The 15,899-nt window shown below is 43.6% G+C and carries 22 protein-coding genes and 1 pseudogene; all 23 read right to left on the bottom strand.

Translation table 11 applies throughout. The features are described 5' to 3' along the window. Window positions 1-8: 8 nt before the first annotated feature. Window positions 9-830, bottom strand: coding sequence for a peptidoglycan recognition protein family protein (locus BV11031_RS02100; protein ID WP_010329787.1), 822 nt, complete (start codon window positions 828-830; stop codon window positions 9-11). A 52-nt stretch (window positions 831-882) separates the two neighbouring features. After that, window positions 883-1,146 carry a phage holin gene (locus BV11031_RS02095; RefSeq protein WP_010329788.1) on the bottom strand — a complete coding sequence of 88 codons (264 nt, stop codon included), beginning with the start codon at window positions 1,144-1,146 and terminating at the stop codon, window positions 883-885. Window positions 1,147-1,161: 15 nt separating this feature from the next. Further along, the gene (locus BV11031_RS02090; RefSeq protein ID WP_420902043.1) at window positions 1,162-1,440 is read right to left on the bottom strand and encodes a hemolysin XhlA family protein; all 279 of its coding nucleotides are present in this window, start codon (window positions 1,438-1,440) and stop codon (window positions 1,162-1,164) included. A 78-nt stretch (window positions 1,441-1,518) separates the two neighbouring features. After that, the gene (locus BV11031_RS02085; RefSeq protein WP_010329790.1) at window positions 1,519-1,776 is read right to left on the bottom strand and encodes a hypothetical protein; all 258 of its coding nucleotides are present in this window, start codon (window positions 1,774-1,776) and stop codon (window positions 1,519-1,521) included. Window positions 1,777-1,786: 10 nt separating this feature from the next. Beyond that, a complete protein-coding gene (locus BV11031_RS02080) occupies window positions 1,787-1,957 on the bottom strand; it encodes a hypothetical protein (RefSeq protein WP_010329791.1) in 171 nt (56 codons plus the stop codon). 15 nt (window positions 1,958-1,972) lie between these two features. Next, window positions 1,973-2,095: a hypothetical protein gene (locus BV11031_RS23150; RefSeq protein ID WP_010329792.1), complete on the bottom strand. Its 123-nt coding sequence runs from the start codon at window positions 2,093-2,095 to the stop codon at window positions 1,973-1,975. Beyond that, the gene (locus BV11031_RS02075) at window positions 2,092-2,484 is read right to left on the bottom strand and encodes a hypothetical protein (protein WP_010329793.1); all 393 of its coding nucleotides are present in this window, start codon (window positions 2,482-2,484) and stop codon (window positions 2,092-2,094) included. The genes BV11031_RS23150 and BV11031_RS02075 overlap by 4 nt, the downstream gene beginning before the upstream one ends. 14 nt (window positions 2,485-2,498) lie before the next feature. Next, complete coding sequence (locus BV11031_RS02070; protein WP_010329794.1) at window positions 2,499-5,849, bottom strand: phage tail spike protein; 3,351 nt, start codon at window positions 5,847-5,849, stop codon at window positions 2,499-2,501. A 12-nt stretch (window positions 5,850-5,861) separates the two neighbouring features. Next, window positions 5,862-6,626 carry a distal tail protein Dit gene (locus tag BV11031_RS02065; RefSeq protein WP_010329795.1) on the bottom strand — a complete coding sequence of 255 codons (765 nt, stop codon included), beginning with the start codon at window positions 6,624-6,626 and terminating at the stop codon, window positions 5,862-5,864. A gap of 338 nt (window positions 6,627-6,964) precedes the next feature. Beyond that, window positions 6,965-10,270, bottom strand: a pseudogene (locus tag BV11031_RS02060) (phage tail protein); the annotation flags it as partial. 4 nt (window positions 10,271-10,274) lie between these two features. Further along, window positions 10,275-10,610 (bottom strand): hypothetical protein, encoded by a 336-nt coding sequence (locus BV11031_RS02055; protein WP_010329797.1) that lies wholly within the window; start codon window positions 10,608-10,610, stop codon window positions 10,275-10,277. Between the two features lie 20 nt (window positions 10,611-10,630). Further along, window positions 10,631-11,143, bottom strand: coding sequence for a tail assembly chaperone (locus BV11031_RS02050; RefSeq protein WP_010329798.1), 513 nt, complete (start codon window positions 11,141-11,143; stop codon window positions 10,631-10,633). Window positions 11,144-11,197: 54 nt separating this feature from the next. Beyond that, window positions 11,198-11,467, bottom strand: a complete 270-nt coding sequence (locus BV11031_RS23335; protein WP_420902044.1) for a fibronectin type III domain-containing protein — start codon at window positions 11,465-11,467, stop codon at window positions 11,198-11,200. Next, window positions 11,457-11,789, bottom strand: a complete 333-nt coding sequence (locus BV11031_RS02040) for a fibronectin type III domain-containing protein (RefSeq protein WP_082246349.1) — start codon at window positions 11,787-11,789, stop codon at window positions 11,457-11,459. The genes BV11031_RS23335 and BV11031_RS02040 overlap by 11 nt, the downstream gene beginning before the upstream one ends. Continuing rightward, the gene (locus BV11031_RS02035) at window positions 11,713-12,225 is read right to left on the bottom strand and encodes a phage major tail protein, TP901-1 family (RefSeq protein WP_010329800.1); all 513 of its coding nucleotides are present in this window, start codon (window positions 12,223-12,225) and stop codon (window positions 11,713-11,715) included. The genes BV11031_RS02040 and BV11031_RS02035 overlap by 77 nt, the downstream gene beginning before the upstream one ends. 13 nt (window positions 12,226-12,238) lie before the next feature. Then, a complete protein-coding gene (locus BV11031_RS02030; RefSeq protein ID WP_010329801.1) occupies window positions 12,239-12,637 on the bottom strand; it encodes a DUF3168 domain-containing protein in 399 nt (132 codons plus the stop codon). Window positions 12,638-12,655: 18 nt separating this feature from the next. Further along, window positions 12,656-13,072: an HK97 gp10 family phage protein gene (locus tag BV11031_RS02025; RefSeq protein ID WP_010329802.1), complete on the bottom strand. Its 417-nt coding sequence runs from the start codon at window positions 13,070-13,072 to the stop codon at window positions 12,656-12,658. Continuing rightward, window positions 13,059-13,403 carry a phage head closure protein gene (locus tag BV11031_RS02020; RefSeq protein ID WP_010329803.1) on the bottom strand — a complete coding sequence of 115 codons (345 nt, stop codon included), beginning with the start codon at window positions 13,401-13,403 and terminating at the stop codon, window positions 13,059-13,061. The genes BV11031_RS02025 and BV11031_RS02020 overlap by 14 nt, the downstream gene beginning before the upstream one ends. Then, on the bottom strand, window positions 13,400-13,699 hold the full coding sequence (locus tag BV11031_RS02015; RefSeq protein WP_010329804.1) for a phage head-tail connector protein: 300 nt from the start codon (window positions 13,697-13,699) through the stop codon (window positions 13,400-13,402). The genes BV11031_RS02020 and BV11031_RS02015 overlap by 4 nt, the downstream gene beginning before the upstream one ends. Window positions 13,700-13,707: 8 nt before the next feature. Then, a complete protein-coding gene (locus BV11031_RS02010) occupies window positions 13,708-13,959 on the bottom strand; it encodes a hypothetical protein (protein WP_010329805.1) in 252 nt (83 codons plus the stop codon). A gap of 1 nt (window position 13,960) precedes the next feature. Then, entirely contained in the window at window positions 13,961-14,296 is a 336-nt protein-coding gene (locus BV11031_RS02005; RefSeq protein WP_010329806.1) for a hypothetical protein, read from the bottom strand. 4 nt (window positions 14,297-14,300) lie between these two features. Then, on the bottom strand, window positions 14,301-15,218 hold the full coding sequence (locus BV11031_RS02000) for a phage major capsid protein (RefSeq protein ID WP_010329807.1): 918 nt from the start codon (window positions 15,216-15,218) through the stop codon (window positions 14,301-14,303). 14 nt (window positions 15,219-15,232) lie between these two features. After that, entirely contained in the window at window positions 15,233-15,814 is a 582-nt protein-coding gene (locus BV11031_RS01995; protein WP_010329808.1) for a DUF4355 domain-containing protein, read from the bottom strand. Between the last annotated feature and the right edge of the window lie 85 nt (window positions 15,815-15,899).

The raw sequence follows: 15,899 nt of genomic DNA, 5'->3' as shown, positions 1-15,899 counted from the left end.
CAGTAGACCTATTTTAATAGAGATTCAAGTTTCGCTTTCGTTTTCGGTCCATAAATGCCATCAGGATTTAAACCATTCATCAGCTGGAACCGTCTGACAGCGTCGGCGGTTTTCGGACCATAATAGCTATCGATCCCAAAGTTTTTGGCTTTCTTATCCGGATAAAAATACAGTGCAGCTAGCGCTGTTTGAATTTGCTCAACTGCACTGCTGTGAATCAACGGCCTTTTCACTTTGAAAATGCCGGAAGGCAGATTAAAAGATGATTTCTTTTTGCTTGAGCTTGGTTTCTTCGCTGTCTTGGATGAGGTAGTTTTCTTGCTTGATGTTTTGCCGCCAAGCGATTTTAATTCTGCATCAATAGCCGCTTTGACTTCGTTCCAGCGTCCTTCTGATAAGATGCGGTGTGGGCAATACTTCCCACTCCAATCTTGATGCTTCCGCACACGATCAATCCCCCAGCCGCGTTCTTTAAGCAGCTGCGCCACAAACTTGATTGCCAACTTTTCAGCAGCGTAGTATTTAGCGCCTCCTGACTTGCTGTAGCAAATTTCCACACCGATAGACTTACGGTTCCCGGTTCCATTTGTGCCGTCCCCTGTGTGCCATGCATTGCGGTTTAATGGTAGTCCTTGAATAACCTCTTTGTCATCAACTGCAAAGTGAAAACTCGTTGAACTGGTGTTTCCGGTCATGTAACTGACCTCGTTAGCAGCTGACGCATCATTGTAAGTATTATGAATGGTGATGTATTCAGCATCCAAGTAATTCGGGCACTTTAAAGCGTATTTTGCTTCTGATACAAGGTTCTTTTTAACTGCAATTGTCATGAAAATCTCTCCTATTCTGTTTTTGAAATAGAAAGAGCCGCCAGCTGGCAGCTCATTTGGTTAGATCGTGATCTTTCAGGACGGCTTTTTGCTTGTGTCCTTTTTCTGTTACATAGTTGTTTTTGAACCATGCAGCAAGTGTCGTACCGATAGTGAAGATAAGAGATCCGGCAGTGTACAGAGCATCCGCAAGCTGATTTACTTGTGCATCTGTGATGTCCAGAGGTGATTTCCCAAACATCAGCATTGTTTGGTTGATCAGCGCAATTAAAAGAAGCGCAGTCCGTACGACTGTGCCTTTGTCGAAGTTTTTCATATATGATTTTCCTCCTTAATGTTGCAATAGATTATAAAGTATAGCGATGGTTCCACCTATAATCCCTGTACAAACTGCTGTGATAATTGCACCTGTTATGGTCCGCTTTATCCATGTTGTATTCTCATCAATCTTGTTTAGTTTTTCGTTCAGCGTCATTATTTGCTGGTCTTGTCGATCAGACACTCGTTCTAATGTGAAAACTCGCTGCTCAAGCGCTTTATGCTCACCTTTCAGATCCACTAAATCCTGCTGAAACACATTCATATCTGGTACCTCCGTCAATTGTGACATTAGTACGCCCCCCCTTTTATCTATTTCATGCAATTTCACCTCCTTTGAGGCAAAATAAAAAAGCCGCTTCTCCGCCGCTTACTTTTTCTGATGATTTATTTTTACTGGACCTTTCAAGTTGTTCAGGTTCTTTTCTAATTTCTCGATGTGTTCCTTCAGATGCTGAATTTCTTGATCTTTTTCCGCTAAAAGCTGTTTGTCTTTTTCAATCATGTACTGGTATGTCATGATTATATCTTCAGCATTCATCCAGTTTTGACGATAACCTGCCGCTTTTCTTTCGAATAGCTCCACTTTCGTTTCTAAATCCATTTCGTTTGATTTTTTTTCTTCCATATCGATTCTCCTATTCTGTTTGGTCTGGATAAGCGTTTCCGCGCTCAAGAGATGTTATTTCGTCAAATTCAGCTTGTGTAATTCGTCCTGTTTGAACGTGAGTTTTTAGCTCAATGGTTAGAACAGTCCCATTCTTCCAGCAATCCTCAAAAAAGTTGTAAAACACACTCCGTTTTTCCATCGAATCTCTCCGATCTTAAGGCTGGTTTACCATTAAAACATTACACATTCTTTGTAAATCTAATATTTGCTCTTTCATCTGCTCTTCAGTAGTCTTCGCGTCATTTTGATGGGGAATGTCGATTGGCTCTAGTTTCATTGTTCCAACTCCTTTTGATGATTATAAAATGTTGCATCTTTTTCTCCATTTGGATAAACGGTAACACTTAGGATATTTTTCATTAAGAGGAAATCTTCGTTACTCTCAATAAAATCATAATTATAGCCGTCTTGGTCGGCAATCCTCCGAAAAAGTTTATACTCCATTTTGCGAGTCTCTTTAACAAGATAAATATGAAGGCCGTAAGCAACATCCCTTTCCAAATCAGGCATAACGTCAAATTCAACGACATCCATTTGAAAGGGTTCATCAAATCCAACCTCGTAATTAAGGCAGGAAGAAAGAGTGTACCTATTCTCATTCTCTGTTACTTTCAATCCTTCGATATATGAATATCTACGCGGGTGTAAATCAATAGTTTTAATCACTTATTTTAATCCCCTTATACTTTTTCATATAACACAAGTAGGCGAACTTTAACATCAAGACCCGCCACGTCAGCAGCGCCCGTCCCCCTTACATATAGCGTGAATCCTTTTGATGTTTGGTTTTCCACCCCTGCTGTTACATTACTTGTTTTCGGTCCGTAGGGTTGTGCGAAAACACCGAAAATATTTTCGACATTGTCATAGTTATCAGCCTCGATGAAATCTACATGTACACTGCCGTAAGAATGAGATCCTGTGCTCTTTGACAAAATTACATTTCTTTCTGTAACAGCCAAGCATAGATTGTTTTGCAACTCCCCATGTATGTCCGTCACTAGCTTCGAGACACTACCGCCCATTATTTTTACAGGGTCAGAAAGTGACTCATCCCCGGCTATAATTGTTGATTTTTTTGTCAACTCTACGGGCGCGCCCTCGAAAACAGTTCGCTTTTTCGATTTCATACGTATGCCGCCACCGACAACCGTTTCGAAGTTGAGAGGTTGCAAGCTCAATAGTGTAGAACTTCCTGTGATAACTGCTCTGTTCGTGAACGCAGCATTGTAATTATCATTAACGTCCATACCTTTTCGGTACCCCTCTAACGTAAAAATGTCTTTTGGGACATCATAGGTGGAGGTCGCAGTATTCGTTATGACGATTTTACCCGCTCCGTAACCATATGTTGTGAAATCTCCGTACATTTCAACGACCGCCAAATCATTCAAGTTGTTATATTCTCCTGCACCCTTAACAGAAATTTTTCCATCGCTAATTGAAACACTTCGATATACTTCTTTCCCGCTCCCGTCTTGATAATCTTTTCCAGATTCTTGATAAAGAAGGGAGGAATTTATTTCCGTCGCAGTGTAGTCTGCATATGTGCCACTAGCTGTTGATCTTTTATATTGGTAAAGCTTTTCCCCATCAAAATAAGAATCGAAGTTGTTATTTGTGTTCAACGCTTGGAATTTACCGCCCTTTATCAATGAACCTGTAATATTAATCGAGTTGATTGTCCCTGACGTGATTTTATCCGCGGACAAATCTTTTATTTTGGCACTTGTAATAGCGGCATCAGCTATATGAACAGTGTCGATAATCGCTTCTTGCAAGTGTGCCCGGGCAATGGCCGCATTTTGGATTGCGGCAGTACCTATCGCCGCTTCTGCCACCTTGGCGGTTGTGATGGCCGCATCCGCAATAATGGCAGATGTAACAGCACCGTCAGTGAGCTGTGTATCGTACGGGCTGAATCCGAAAGGCATTCTTACGTTCCCTCTTCTAATCTGCACTTTTCTTATTGTGAAGTTAGCGCTATCTGTGAGATTTTGTGTTCTCCCTCCTAGACAAACGCGACCATCAGTTAGAGTTGCTGGGGAAACAAAAGGAAGATCGAACCTTACAAATTCATCAGCTGGGTAACTCGACAAATCGGTGTAGTTGTTCGTTAAATTGTACTGCGTGCCACTTTTCGACCTGACCTGTATATATGAAAAGTCATTCAATGTTTCTCGTTTCAACTCAAATGATAAGGTGTAAGTTTCGCCTGTCGTTAATTTAAGTGAGTTTCTACCACCTGTAGTAAATCCGAATGACGTGTATTCTGTTGTATCTTTCGTCACGGATAACTCATTGAAACCATTTACCTCATTGACACTTACTCTGGAATCAACCCTTAAAATGTCGCTTAAACGTAATAGCGATCCCGGCAAAATGTTAGCTTCTTCAAAATTTCGGGAAATGGTGTCCGCTGTTACAGCTAAATTTGCCAGCTTGTCCGCTGTGATTGCACCGAAAAGAATGTCATTGGTCATAATCCGTTGGGTTTTTGCCGAAAACTCTGCTGTGAATTCGCTCGCTTTGCCGTGATAATTAACAGACCGAATGCGATAGTACCAAACATTATCGACACCAGCATTTTCATGCAGAAAGCCGCTTTGCTTACCACGCCATAGTCGGTTTTCAATAGACGGGGTGAAGCCTTTTATTTGCGATCCGTATACCTCATACGCCGCAATATAAGAAGAAGGGTCATAGTCCCAAGTGATGCTAGTACCCGAAAAAAGCCCCTTAACAGTTATGTTAGAAGGGACTTTAGGGATAAGGTCAGGGAAACTGCCATCAGTGACTTCGCCGACAGACGGCTTTCTTTCCCAAGTACCTCGATTCTTGTCGAGTATAGTTTCTATCTGATTAATCCGCTTATCACCTTGAAGCACTGATAAAAACTGACCAATCTCCACAACACAGGTATTGTCTGGATCTGTGATGTCATATTCCATTGAAATGATGCGCTGTGAAGTTTCTATCGGAATAGCAAAGTTTCGGTCTATGGCAATTGTCGTATCGCCCAGCTCAACGTGCTCATGCTCATAACCTGGTACATTCTGAAGCAATTGAACTGATAGCTCATAATTCACCTCAGTTTTTGATGCTGTTGTAATGAGATGGTTGTATGTGGCTTTTAAAAGCCCCGCTGGATCAGTTATATCTTCATTGTTGTATTGCCCTTCTCTGTGGATCAATTCACCGTTTTTAAGGCGCCCCAGCCTTTTTAATAGATCCGGATCGCCAACCCATTCCTGCCCCAGTGGTTTATCCACAGGATCACCTTTTGATTTCTTCCACTCTACTTCTGCGAAGTCAATAAACCGCGAATAACCGCCCGTCTCCTCACCGTCTTCGTCTGTTGAGGCAATAGAGGCGCCATATCCCCAAAGAGCTGTCAATGGGTAGCTGATGACCGTCCTTTTGATATTCTCTGTATCTTTATCTATCTCAAAGCGTTTCCCGCTGTCTTTTCCTCGTCGTGGCAATATCTTGATGATTCTCTTTGTGATCTTGTTACCATCAAACTCGATAGAATCTTGAAGCTCGCCGCCCCAGATATTAATCACTTCAGCAATACATTCCAAAGCTGTTTTCTTATAAAACGTAGTGGAGTTTGTACCGAGTTCAGCACTTACCTCTGCCACCCACCGAGAACGAGCGAGCACATTGTCCAGAACATATTGTGCTATTTTGTCAGTTGGCCGGAAGTCTTTCACAAAGGTTTCTGCCAGCTCCATCATGGCAGCTTCGCATGTTACTAGAGTATTAACCTCTGAATTTTCATCTGTATCATCAAGCTCTTTAATCACAAACAATCGGAGAATGCCGTCTTTATCTCTAAAAACAACCTGATTCTCTTCAAACAAATAGCGCGCATCAGGATGGGAAGCATCTGCTACAAAAGAAAAAGAAGAGCCTTTATTCAGCTCTTCTTTGTATTTAGCATCCCAAAATCTGCACGCTTCTTGTCCGTCGCTGGACAGCACTGCCAGCACTTGATCATCTGGTGAAAGAATATACATGTCAGCCATTAACGGACCTCCTTACAAATAAGCCTCATCGAATTTGATGCGGCTTGCGTGGCTTAACTTCAATTGGGTTGGTACTTTTGGTGGCAGTGTGAACCACTCAGATTGTATTTGCAGAGCAGTCATGATCAATTTACCGCTGCATGTCACTTTTCTTTTTGATGAATCAACAATGAGAGTGTCGCCGGCGATGAAGTTGTAAACGACTTTTATTGTCTTAGAAACAGATCCATCACCATTTAAAAGAGCCACCTCATATGAAGTGGCCGCCTCTTTAAAAACACATTCGATTTTCGGTTCAATCTCCGCATACCCCGGGTTTGTGAAAACCTGCACCCCGGCATTCAGTTCTGACTCCGCAGCCGCTCCATACTTTTTAGGATCAGGGCAGATAAAAGTAAGCGTAGCCTGTTGAAAGCCGTCCTTCTCTTCGCCCTCAGATACGCTCTCAAAAATTGCATAATAGATTCTGTCAGGCTCATCATGGAAAATGAGTGGTTTCGGCTCCTCCGCATGCAAAATATAAGTCAATTCTTCTTGCTTCTTCTTCAATTCCTCTTCACTACTGAAAGCAAAAAGAACATCTATAGTAATCGTTCTTATCGGTAGTCTGGTCCCTCGAAAGAAACCGCCTGGACGGTTCCCGATTGTGGCTGTATTTACCTCTCGGCTCATTACTCCCCGCCCAGTGGTTGATTTCACATAAAAGAAGGGTGAAATATCGATCCCATTGAATGTGATTTTCCACTGGTTGGGCAAAATCTCCTGATAGTTGATCAATTAATTCTCACCCTCCTTGCATTTGATCTTCTTTGTGCGTCTGTCACAGGCTTCTCTACGCCCTGCCCGACTTTCTTGCTGTCCATTTCAATGACGATAGTTCTTTCAGGGAGTTCAAGGTTTTTAACATCTGCACTCAGTTCTTTTCTGACAGTGCCGAGGTCGCTTCTAGATATGGATGTATCATAAGCAAGATTCATATCTTTCTGTTCGATATACATCGCATCACCGATTGTACTTATTGCATTCTGAACAGCATTGATCCCATACTGTATCCCCGCTGCTATATTAGTAGAAACCGTATTGCCTATATCGAAGCTTTGAAGAGTAGTCTTCTTTTCTATCGTCTGAAGCATCTTGCTGTAAGTATCTACAGCAGTGTTTTGAGCTTCAAAACTAATCATCGTGCTATTTACTTTGTTGTTTACTTCCACCGCAGCCGCTCTCTGTGCAACCTTGGCCGCACTGGCCGCAGCCGATTTTACTTTAGTTTGTGATTTATCAATACCAGCCGCCATACCGGTGCCGACGTGATAACCGACCTGATCGCGCATAACCCTTGATGGAGAATGAATTCCAAGAAGTTTTTTCATGCCGTTAGGGATTGCATTTGCCATAGCTTTCACTTTACTGGCTAATGCCCCCGCCATACCGCCAATACCATTTATTAGACCTTGAATAATGTTACGGCCGATGGATTTCAGGTTGATTCCTTTGAAAAAGCTCACAACACTGTTCCAAATGCTTTTAATACGAGATTTGACGCTGTTCATGATGTTGGAAATAGCATTTTTCATTGCGTTAAAGCTATTCTTAGCCGCTGATGTCAACGCCTTCCAAACGGCCGTCACAGCTGATTTAATCGCATTCCAGATCGTTTTCCACATGTTCTTTTGAGCGTTTAGCCATGAAGTAAAGAATGACTTCAATCCATTCCAGATTGACTTTCCGGCGGAAACTAAACCTTTCCAAACCGTGGATACAGTTGATTTCACAGCATTCCAGATTGTAGACCATATCTTTTTTTGGAAATTTAGCCAAGTCGTAAAGAAAGTTTTCAAACCGTTCCAGATGGTTTTTCCAACGCTTGTAATACCCTTCCAAATGGAAGATAACGCCGACTTTATGCCATTCCATATTCTTGTTGCAGCAGACTTAATCGCATTCCAAACGGTCATGACGACCTTTTTTTGCAATTCGAAGTTTGCCTTTATAAGCGTGACAAGAGCCGACCATACTTTTGATGCTACATTCTTAATCCCTGTCCAAACAGAAGAAAGCCACTTAGAAACAACACCCCAGACTTTGATTGTATAAGCCTTGATCTTGTCCCAGTTCGCAATGATGAGAACAACCAAAGCCACTACAGCCGCTGTGATCCATCCAATAGGTCCCATAGCGATGACCCAAGATGCCGCCATTCTCGCCGCATTTGCAGCTGCCTGAGCCGCAAGAATAACGAGACGCTTTCCGAATGCAATCATTTGTGTGATTCCAGCTGCCAACATAGATGCAAATGAGCTTATTTGAGCCGCTGTCCACGCTGCGGCCATGCGCGCAGCTTGAGCAACAGATTGAGCCGCCATGACAACCATCTGTTTGATCCAAAGGCCCATCTGCACTATCCCAGCTTTAAGGGAAGTGACAAAAGAGCTTATTTTCATAATTGTCCATGCCGTTGCAGTTCGTGTTGCCTGTGCAATAGACTGCGCCGCCATAACAGTCATATTCTTGATCCACAGACCCATTTGAACTATGCCGCTCTTTAGGGAAGATACAAGAGCAGATATTTTCATCGCTGTCCAAGACGCTGCTATTTTTACTGCGTTAGCAGTGGATTGTGCTGCCATAACGGTGTATTTTGCAATGAAGCGACCAATAGCTGCAGTGGCTCCTTTTAATTGAGTTATCAACCCGGCCAACTTAATTCCGGCAGCTGTATCTTTGAACCCACGCAAGTATTGAGCAGCATCTTTAAAATCTTTAAATCCATTTGTTACTGCACTGACAGCAGCCATCGCAGGAACCAGCGCCCTTAATGCACCCAGCAATGAAATGCCTACCGCGATAAATTGCCCGATAGCAGGGTTAGCTTGCATTGCAGCATTTGTAAATTTTAAAAACCCGTTTACCGTTTGTAAGATGGATTGCCCTAACGGAGCCATACCAACGAGCAAATTGATTATTGTTTTGGCAATTTCACCAATCGTACTCCATACAGTTGGACCGTTCGTTTTGATGTAGTCAATAAACGACTGGAACTCTTTTGTTTTCGTGACGCTGCCGGCCCATTCATTAAACCTCTGAGTCATGTTAACAAGGGATGTCATCATGTCCTGAGACATCGGGGCAAAACCGGTAAACAACTTTGTCAGACCGCCTGATAAGTTCCCGATGATCTGCAGCAATTTAGGACCGTTTGTTTTGACATATTCAATAAACGCTTGGAACTTCTTCGAAGAACCTAAATTGGCTGACCACTTCACCCATGAAGCTGTGGCCTTTTCCAAACTGGCCGACATGTCATTCCCAAGAGGACCAAAAGCAACAATCAGATTCATAACTGTTCGCAATACGTTTCCGGCTATTTTCCCAAACGTCACAAAAGCCTGGCCTGCATTTTTATTCATGAAACCAATGAACCGTTTCATGTCTGCATCTTTAAATGCCGCATTCATACTTTTAGCCAGTGTAACGCCGCCATTCGCCACGCTTTTGAACATAGGTCTTAAACTATTCAGAATGCCTTTAAACGTCGTCAGCGAGCTCGTGAACGTTTTTAAAATTGGTTTCTGTACAGATTGAGCAATACTCTGCCAATTCGCTTTAAAATCTTCTAAAGTATCAAGGGCCTTCTTCTCTTCTTTTCCAAGAGATTGCTGGATGACCTTGATCTTCTCCATGATTTTCGCGCGTTCCTTGGCGTCAGTGGTTTCATCCAGCTTTTCTTGGAGCTTTTTCAAGTCCTCAGAAGCTTTAAATACACCGCTTAATGAAGAAACCGCCAGCGCCCCGAATGAAGCCGCCCCTGTCCCCGCTACTGCAAAAGCACTCCCGAGCCCCATAACTCCACCAGCTGCCACACCAAGCATCGGGCCCAGTGATCCTATTGCTCCAGTAATACTGGCAAGAACCGGAGAAATTGCTGGCAATGCGGATGTGAAGGCTCCCGCAAGCGAATGACCTATGACGGTTGAAACAGAGTTAGTGATTTTCGCCAGACGATTCATAGAGTTTTCGAAGCGATCAGTACGGGCTTCTATGAAGATCCATACTCTGTTTGGTAAGGATCTCGTCTCAGTTTGAGCTGCAGCCACTGACCTCGTTAAATCTGATGAATCGCCGTTGATATTGGTTGTAACCCGGTTGGGCAACGAGGCAATCTCAGCCCTTGCCGCTGAAACGGCCCTTTGTACGGGGTCAGCGTCTGCGTCTAAATCGACTCGGGTTCTTTCATGTCGATGAATAAAGTTATCGATCTGCTGCTCTGCTTGTCTGACTCGTGCTTGGAAGCTTGCAATTTCAGCTTCAACTTCAACAGTATGCGTATCAGCCATTCGCCGCATCATGTCATTGACTCGGTCCATACTTCTGTTGAACCTCTGCGTCTGAGCTTCTACAACAGCAGTAAGCCTCTCGATCATGCCCTCACCCCTTTTCTTTGGATTGTTTTCCGAAATAAGATCGCACAGCGTCATTTAACATCTGCACGCCTTTGGCTCTCGGACCAAGCTTGTTTATGTCTGTTTCACGCCATTTGTTTTCCTCGCTTGTCAGAGAACGCTCAAGCTCTCTGCGCGCTTTTCTGGCGTCAAACATCTTTGACTCTTTTGGTCTCTTTTCGTTTAGTGCATAGCGATGAAACATAGCATTTCTCGCCAACTTTTCCATCTCGTCAATTTCACGGAGTTTGGCTGCTTTTAGCTTTCGTTTATACTCGTTTGGAGTCCATGACATAATGACATCGTTGTCATAGACACCCATCCAACGAGCTGCATTTTCAATTACTTGGAGATAGTCGATCCCGTCTTCTCTTTGTACGCTTCTTCCATCGTCTCCAGCATGTCCTTGTTCATTTCGTCTTCCTCCAGACGCTTCGCTTCCATTTCCGGAGTCTCGTTCGGGCTGGCCTTTTTCGGTTTCGCCAACTTGCTCATCATCTTCCATTGCTGACGGATCTTTCCTTTGAAAAAACCCGCTGAATCCAGTGTGTTAAAAGCTTCTTTCACCATCTCATCAACGGCGTTGCCAGTTTCATCTTCTTCAATGATCTTGGCGATAGCATCTTCAATCTGTTCAACAGATGGCTTTCCTTTTTTCAAGTGAGCAAGTGCGCAATCCCAAAATGCAGAAAGGTAAACAGCATCATCATTCAGTAAACTGTTGTAAATCGTTAAAGTTCCGCCTGATTTATCACCGTTTTTATCTTCTTTCGCATATTTCTCATTTGCTGTTCTATCGAATGCAAAATCACAGCGTGCAGCATAATCTTTTCCGTCGATTGTTAAGTGAGTCATATATAAAACCTCCAAAATTTCATATTAAAAAGAGCCCTGGCAACAGCCGGGCTCCTATGCTTCTTCTTTATTTGTGCGAATCGTGAATTTCTCTGACCAAGCCGATTCCCAGGAGGCATTTACCGCGGATACATTGAAAATGTATGAGCTATCGGGTTTAAGAGTCGGATTGGAGAGATATGAGTTTGTCGTGACAGTTGCTATCTTTGCGTAGTATCTGTAAATGTTGTACGAGGTCGCCCCTTTTACCGCGTCCCACTTGAATCCCACTTGATTTGAAGTGACGCTTGTCTTGGTTATGTTACGGGGTGTATCAGGGCGCAGTTGCTTGAGTTCTCGTAATAATCTCGGTCATCGGTGATTCCCCAGCATCATTAACCGCTGAGACGTTGACCGTCAGCTGGGTATCTGCCGCAATGCCTGTCAGTGTGTGGGATGTGCCTGTGACAGTAGCATCAAGATTCTTTTCTGCCCCTCTGTACACTTTGTATGACGTTGCCCCATCTACCGCATCCCAATTCACAGTCACGCTGTCAGTAGTAGCCGTGAACGATAGATTTTGGGGCGCATTAGGGTGTAGTCGTGCCGCCAAACTGCTCAAATTTCGTTGCACCAGCTGAAGACTCAATTGCCGCAAGAACTTCATCGGGTAGTGGATCAAGCTCGCCTTTAAAAGTTTTGCCCAGTACCGGTAATGTCACTGATGTTTCAACGAAGCCATCCTGTGGTTGACTAACCTCTAAACTCTCAATAATGGCATGGCCATAAACTGCATTGTGCTTCCCGTTTGCATTTTTATTTTTATTGGCCTTCCATACTTTGATAGCCTGTTCGTTGTCGTAAGCTGTCTCAATTGCTTCCTGTCCCGGGTCTGAAACAGCAGCATAATAAGTGAGCTCGAAGTTTTCATTTTTTGTTCCGTAACCAACAATACGGCCTGATTTTGTGGATTCATCCAGCGTGTCCTGTTCTTTTGTATGTGAACCTTCTGTTTGGAAGGCAATGAACAGTCCGTCTGTCCCTTGTGCATCCATTGGCTGAACGAAATAAATCTCATCTTTACCATTCAATAATTCTGCCATTTCCTCCATCCTCTCAATTGTTTATTGTGTATCGCATCCTGAGAATGCCGTGTCTGGTGTATCCGTCGATATCGGTGATCACCTGCATGCCGCGCATCTCAGAACGGCATAAAGAAAAGCCCTCTATTTCTAGGGGCTCTCTCGTTATTGCTTGCAGCATCAAATCAAGGATCTGCATCGCTTCTTTTTTGCCGTTGTAATCGCTCCAGCAATGGAGAACAACATTGATGATTTCACCTTTAGACGTTTTTGTTTCAAATGGCGAAACGTCATCATCTCCCGTTGTTACATATGGCTTTTTCTGATCTTTCGAGACTGCATCAAGCACACCAGTGACGCGTGCATTCAGCTCTTCATCAGTTGATAGCCTTTGAAATATAGCCGTCTGCAACGGCCACATGGCTGACCGCATAATGACAGCCCCTTTCTATCACATTTGACTGGCGAAATACCTCATACCTTCCTCAATAGACGGATTCCAGAACGGCTGGGCCCGCATGCCTCGTGTCATAACCCATTGGTTAAGCTTGGTGTCGTAATAGACCCAAGGAGTCTGCCGGCCGCCCCCGTCCTCCGCATAGATTCCGGTACCGTATTCGACATAGATTGCATAATCAGCACCAACAGAAATAACGGCCGTTAAGCCGCCGTCACGATAATCGATTTCTATTGAATTTTTCAAGTTTCCGCCGTCGATCATGGCCGTTGGAGCATTTAAAACAGCGTTGCTGTAGATCAGCTCGGCCGTGTCAGTTACAATACGTTTAGCTTCTTCAATCACATTGTTCCTGAACTCTTCAGTTGCTCTGCGCATTTGCCTGACCCATCTGCCGCTAACCCTTGCCATCAGACTCAAGCACCCCCGATACCTGGCATTTCAAATTCAAGACTTCATGCATGCCGCCTTGATCAATTGGCTCTGATTTGAGAATGAGAATATTATTTTCGTAAATGATCCTCATTGTCTTCTCGATATCAGTCCGATAAGGAAAATACACGTTGCATTCTATCGGGTTTTGCAGCTGCTGAGCCTGATAAAACTCCCGTGAACTGACGCCACTGACTAAAGCTTCTGTTGTGATGTAGTCAACGTAACCTTCTTCATAACCACCGCCACCGTCCGGCACCTTACCCATCCGCTGAAACGTGATTTCGTGGGGGAATTCCTCATAAATCATTTAACTCTCAGCCTTCGATATGGCGTAAGGTGCTTTGTGATGTACCGAGGAAATTCTGTATTGTACGAATACGACACATCCCCCATGCTTCTTCCCGAGAGTCCAGAAGGAGTCATGTTATATTCTGCAGCCTTCGCAACAAAAAGCTTCACGCCAGCTGGCAAAGCCTCCGGATCGAAAGTGTTACTGCAAAAGTCACTGGCAAATTCAATCAAAATAGGGACTATTTCAGACAAATATTCGTCATGCCTATCTGTCTTAATCCCTGTCATTCGCTTTACTTGTGCGATGTCCACTGAATCACCTACTCTTCACCCAAGACAATCCTGATCAGTTCATCTTTAGGCGCTTTTGGATCAAACTCGTATTCATTCTCTTTCAGGAAAGCAATAATCTCATCTTTGTTTACCTTCTGCAGCTGGGCCTCTGTCATATCAAGAAGATCGGCAGCTTGCTTCTTGACCTCATCCACTCTCTTAAACCCAATATGTGAGTAAACCACCTCAAAAGCCTTTTCAGTGCATTCAATTGTTTTGGAACCGTTAGATGCTTTCATATCAAGCGCTTCCTCCTTCCAGTGCTTTCAGGCGGTTTTCAATATCAGTGAGTTTGGCAGTTACATCATCACCAAGCTTGGCTAACGTAACAGCCTTCGCACCGATATTGACATTTTGTACACTGCCAGTTCCGATGTTTCGACTTTGTACAGAGCCGTCACCAATATTGATGTTTTTCACTTCTCCGTCGCCAATCATTTCAGAAGTGATGCTTTTAGAAGCAGGCGTTGAGCCGGGCAAGCCGGTCACTTTTGCGCCTGATTTGATCTCTAATTCGCCGCCGATCACCAATTTGTCGCCGTTATTAGTCTTATAGTTTTTAGATGTGTATCCCATAAGCTTACGCCCCCGTTGCTGGAGTAATAGCTGCAAACGCATCATCAGTCAATGTCATGAAACCGACTTGCTGAGTCACACGAAGAGCAACCATGTCACGCTCATACAAGTTGATTGGGTTGCCATCAGCATCAACAATTGTTGTCAATGTTGCATCCTCAGAGATTTTGTATTCCATACCTTGAGGGATACCGTAACGTGTGTAATTCCAGTCAGCCGCAAGTAATGCTGCTTTTTCGTAATCCCATGACTTAGAATCAACATAGCCGATCGGAAGACCAAGAGCCTGTTGAGTTGCGCCGCCAGTTGCATCGTTGAAGATCGGAAGCCCGTTACCATCCTTAGTACCGCGAAGTTTTTGACGGAATCGGCGTGTTGTTGTAAAGCCGTTCACATCCTTATCAGCATCTTCGACTAACGCCATTACCCCATTAAGCTCGTCATATAGGTTGCCAAGTGAGTTTAATGCAATAGTGTTACCAGATTCCTTGATTTTTTCAAATACAGAAACACCTTGACCAAATGGTGAATCGACACCGAATAACGCAGCCTGATCGAATTTAATCGCAAAGGCTTCAGCAATAGCCGGACGCATTTGTGTGAAGAAATCAGCGATGGTGTAACGTAAAAATTCTTTAGAAACAGGGATGATAACACCCAATTTCTTCGAAATCATTTTTGCTGTTAACCATTGTGCCTTAGAAGTTTTGATTCTCTCGCCTTCTCCAACCCAGTAAGCCCCTGGCCCAGAAGCCAAGTACGTGAATTCTTTCTCCGGCTTAGTCATTTCTTCATATTTTGCGAGTTTTGTAACAGCAGATTGAGTCATAAACTCTTTTAAAACTAGAGTACCTTGTTCAGTTGGGACCTTCCCGTTTACTGCGTCTTGCATCAACGCATTGTTTGGATCAAATGTTGGCATAAAGATAGCCCTCCTTATTTTCTAATACTTGCTTCAGCTGCAAGCGAGCTAATATCTAAACTTTGATTTGTCGGTTCATTGCTGCCGGACTGAACATCACGGCCATTCTCTTGAAACTTGGATTCAATCGCATTTTGAAGTGCAGCGTTGTACTTCTCTTCGAACGCCCCGAGGTTCTTCATCGTTGATTCTTCATCCTCACCGATAAAGAATTCCACTACATCTGCCGGCAGTTGCTTTTCAGAAGCATAAGAGACAGCTTTATTTAAAAGCTTTTCACGTTGTGCTGCTGTCTTTTGATCCTCAAGCTCTTTTTCCAGCTTCCTGATGCGCTTTTGTTCCTCTGTTTCTTCCGGATAAAGCTCTTTTACCTTTGCATCAACCAGAGCATCGAGGTTGTTCGCCTTCCATGTATCAAGGCTTTTCGTAAAATGGGAATCCAACCGAGGCTGAATAAGTCGTTTCCCTTCGTCTGTTTCGAGGAACCCTTCCACCTTATCTGCTGATACGGCCGAAAGTTCTCCTACAAATGCTTTTACTTCTTCGTTCTCTTTATTTTCTTCGAGAAATTTTTTCACTTCTTCTAATGTTGGCATTACACTTCTTCCTCCTTTGCCCTCTACAGTGCGCGCCTGTTATGAGTGCATGAAAAATAAGCCTTTTAACGTCATGCTCAGGACA

It is taken from the genome of Bacillus vallismortis (assembly GCF_004116955.1).
GTDB lineage: Bacteria > Bacillota > Bacilli > Bacillales > Bacillaceae > Bacillus > Bacillus vallismortis.
Note: the sequence above shows the minus strand (reverse complement) of the source record. Positions and strands in the feature narration are given on the sequence as shown.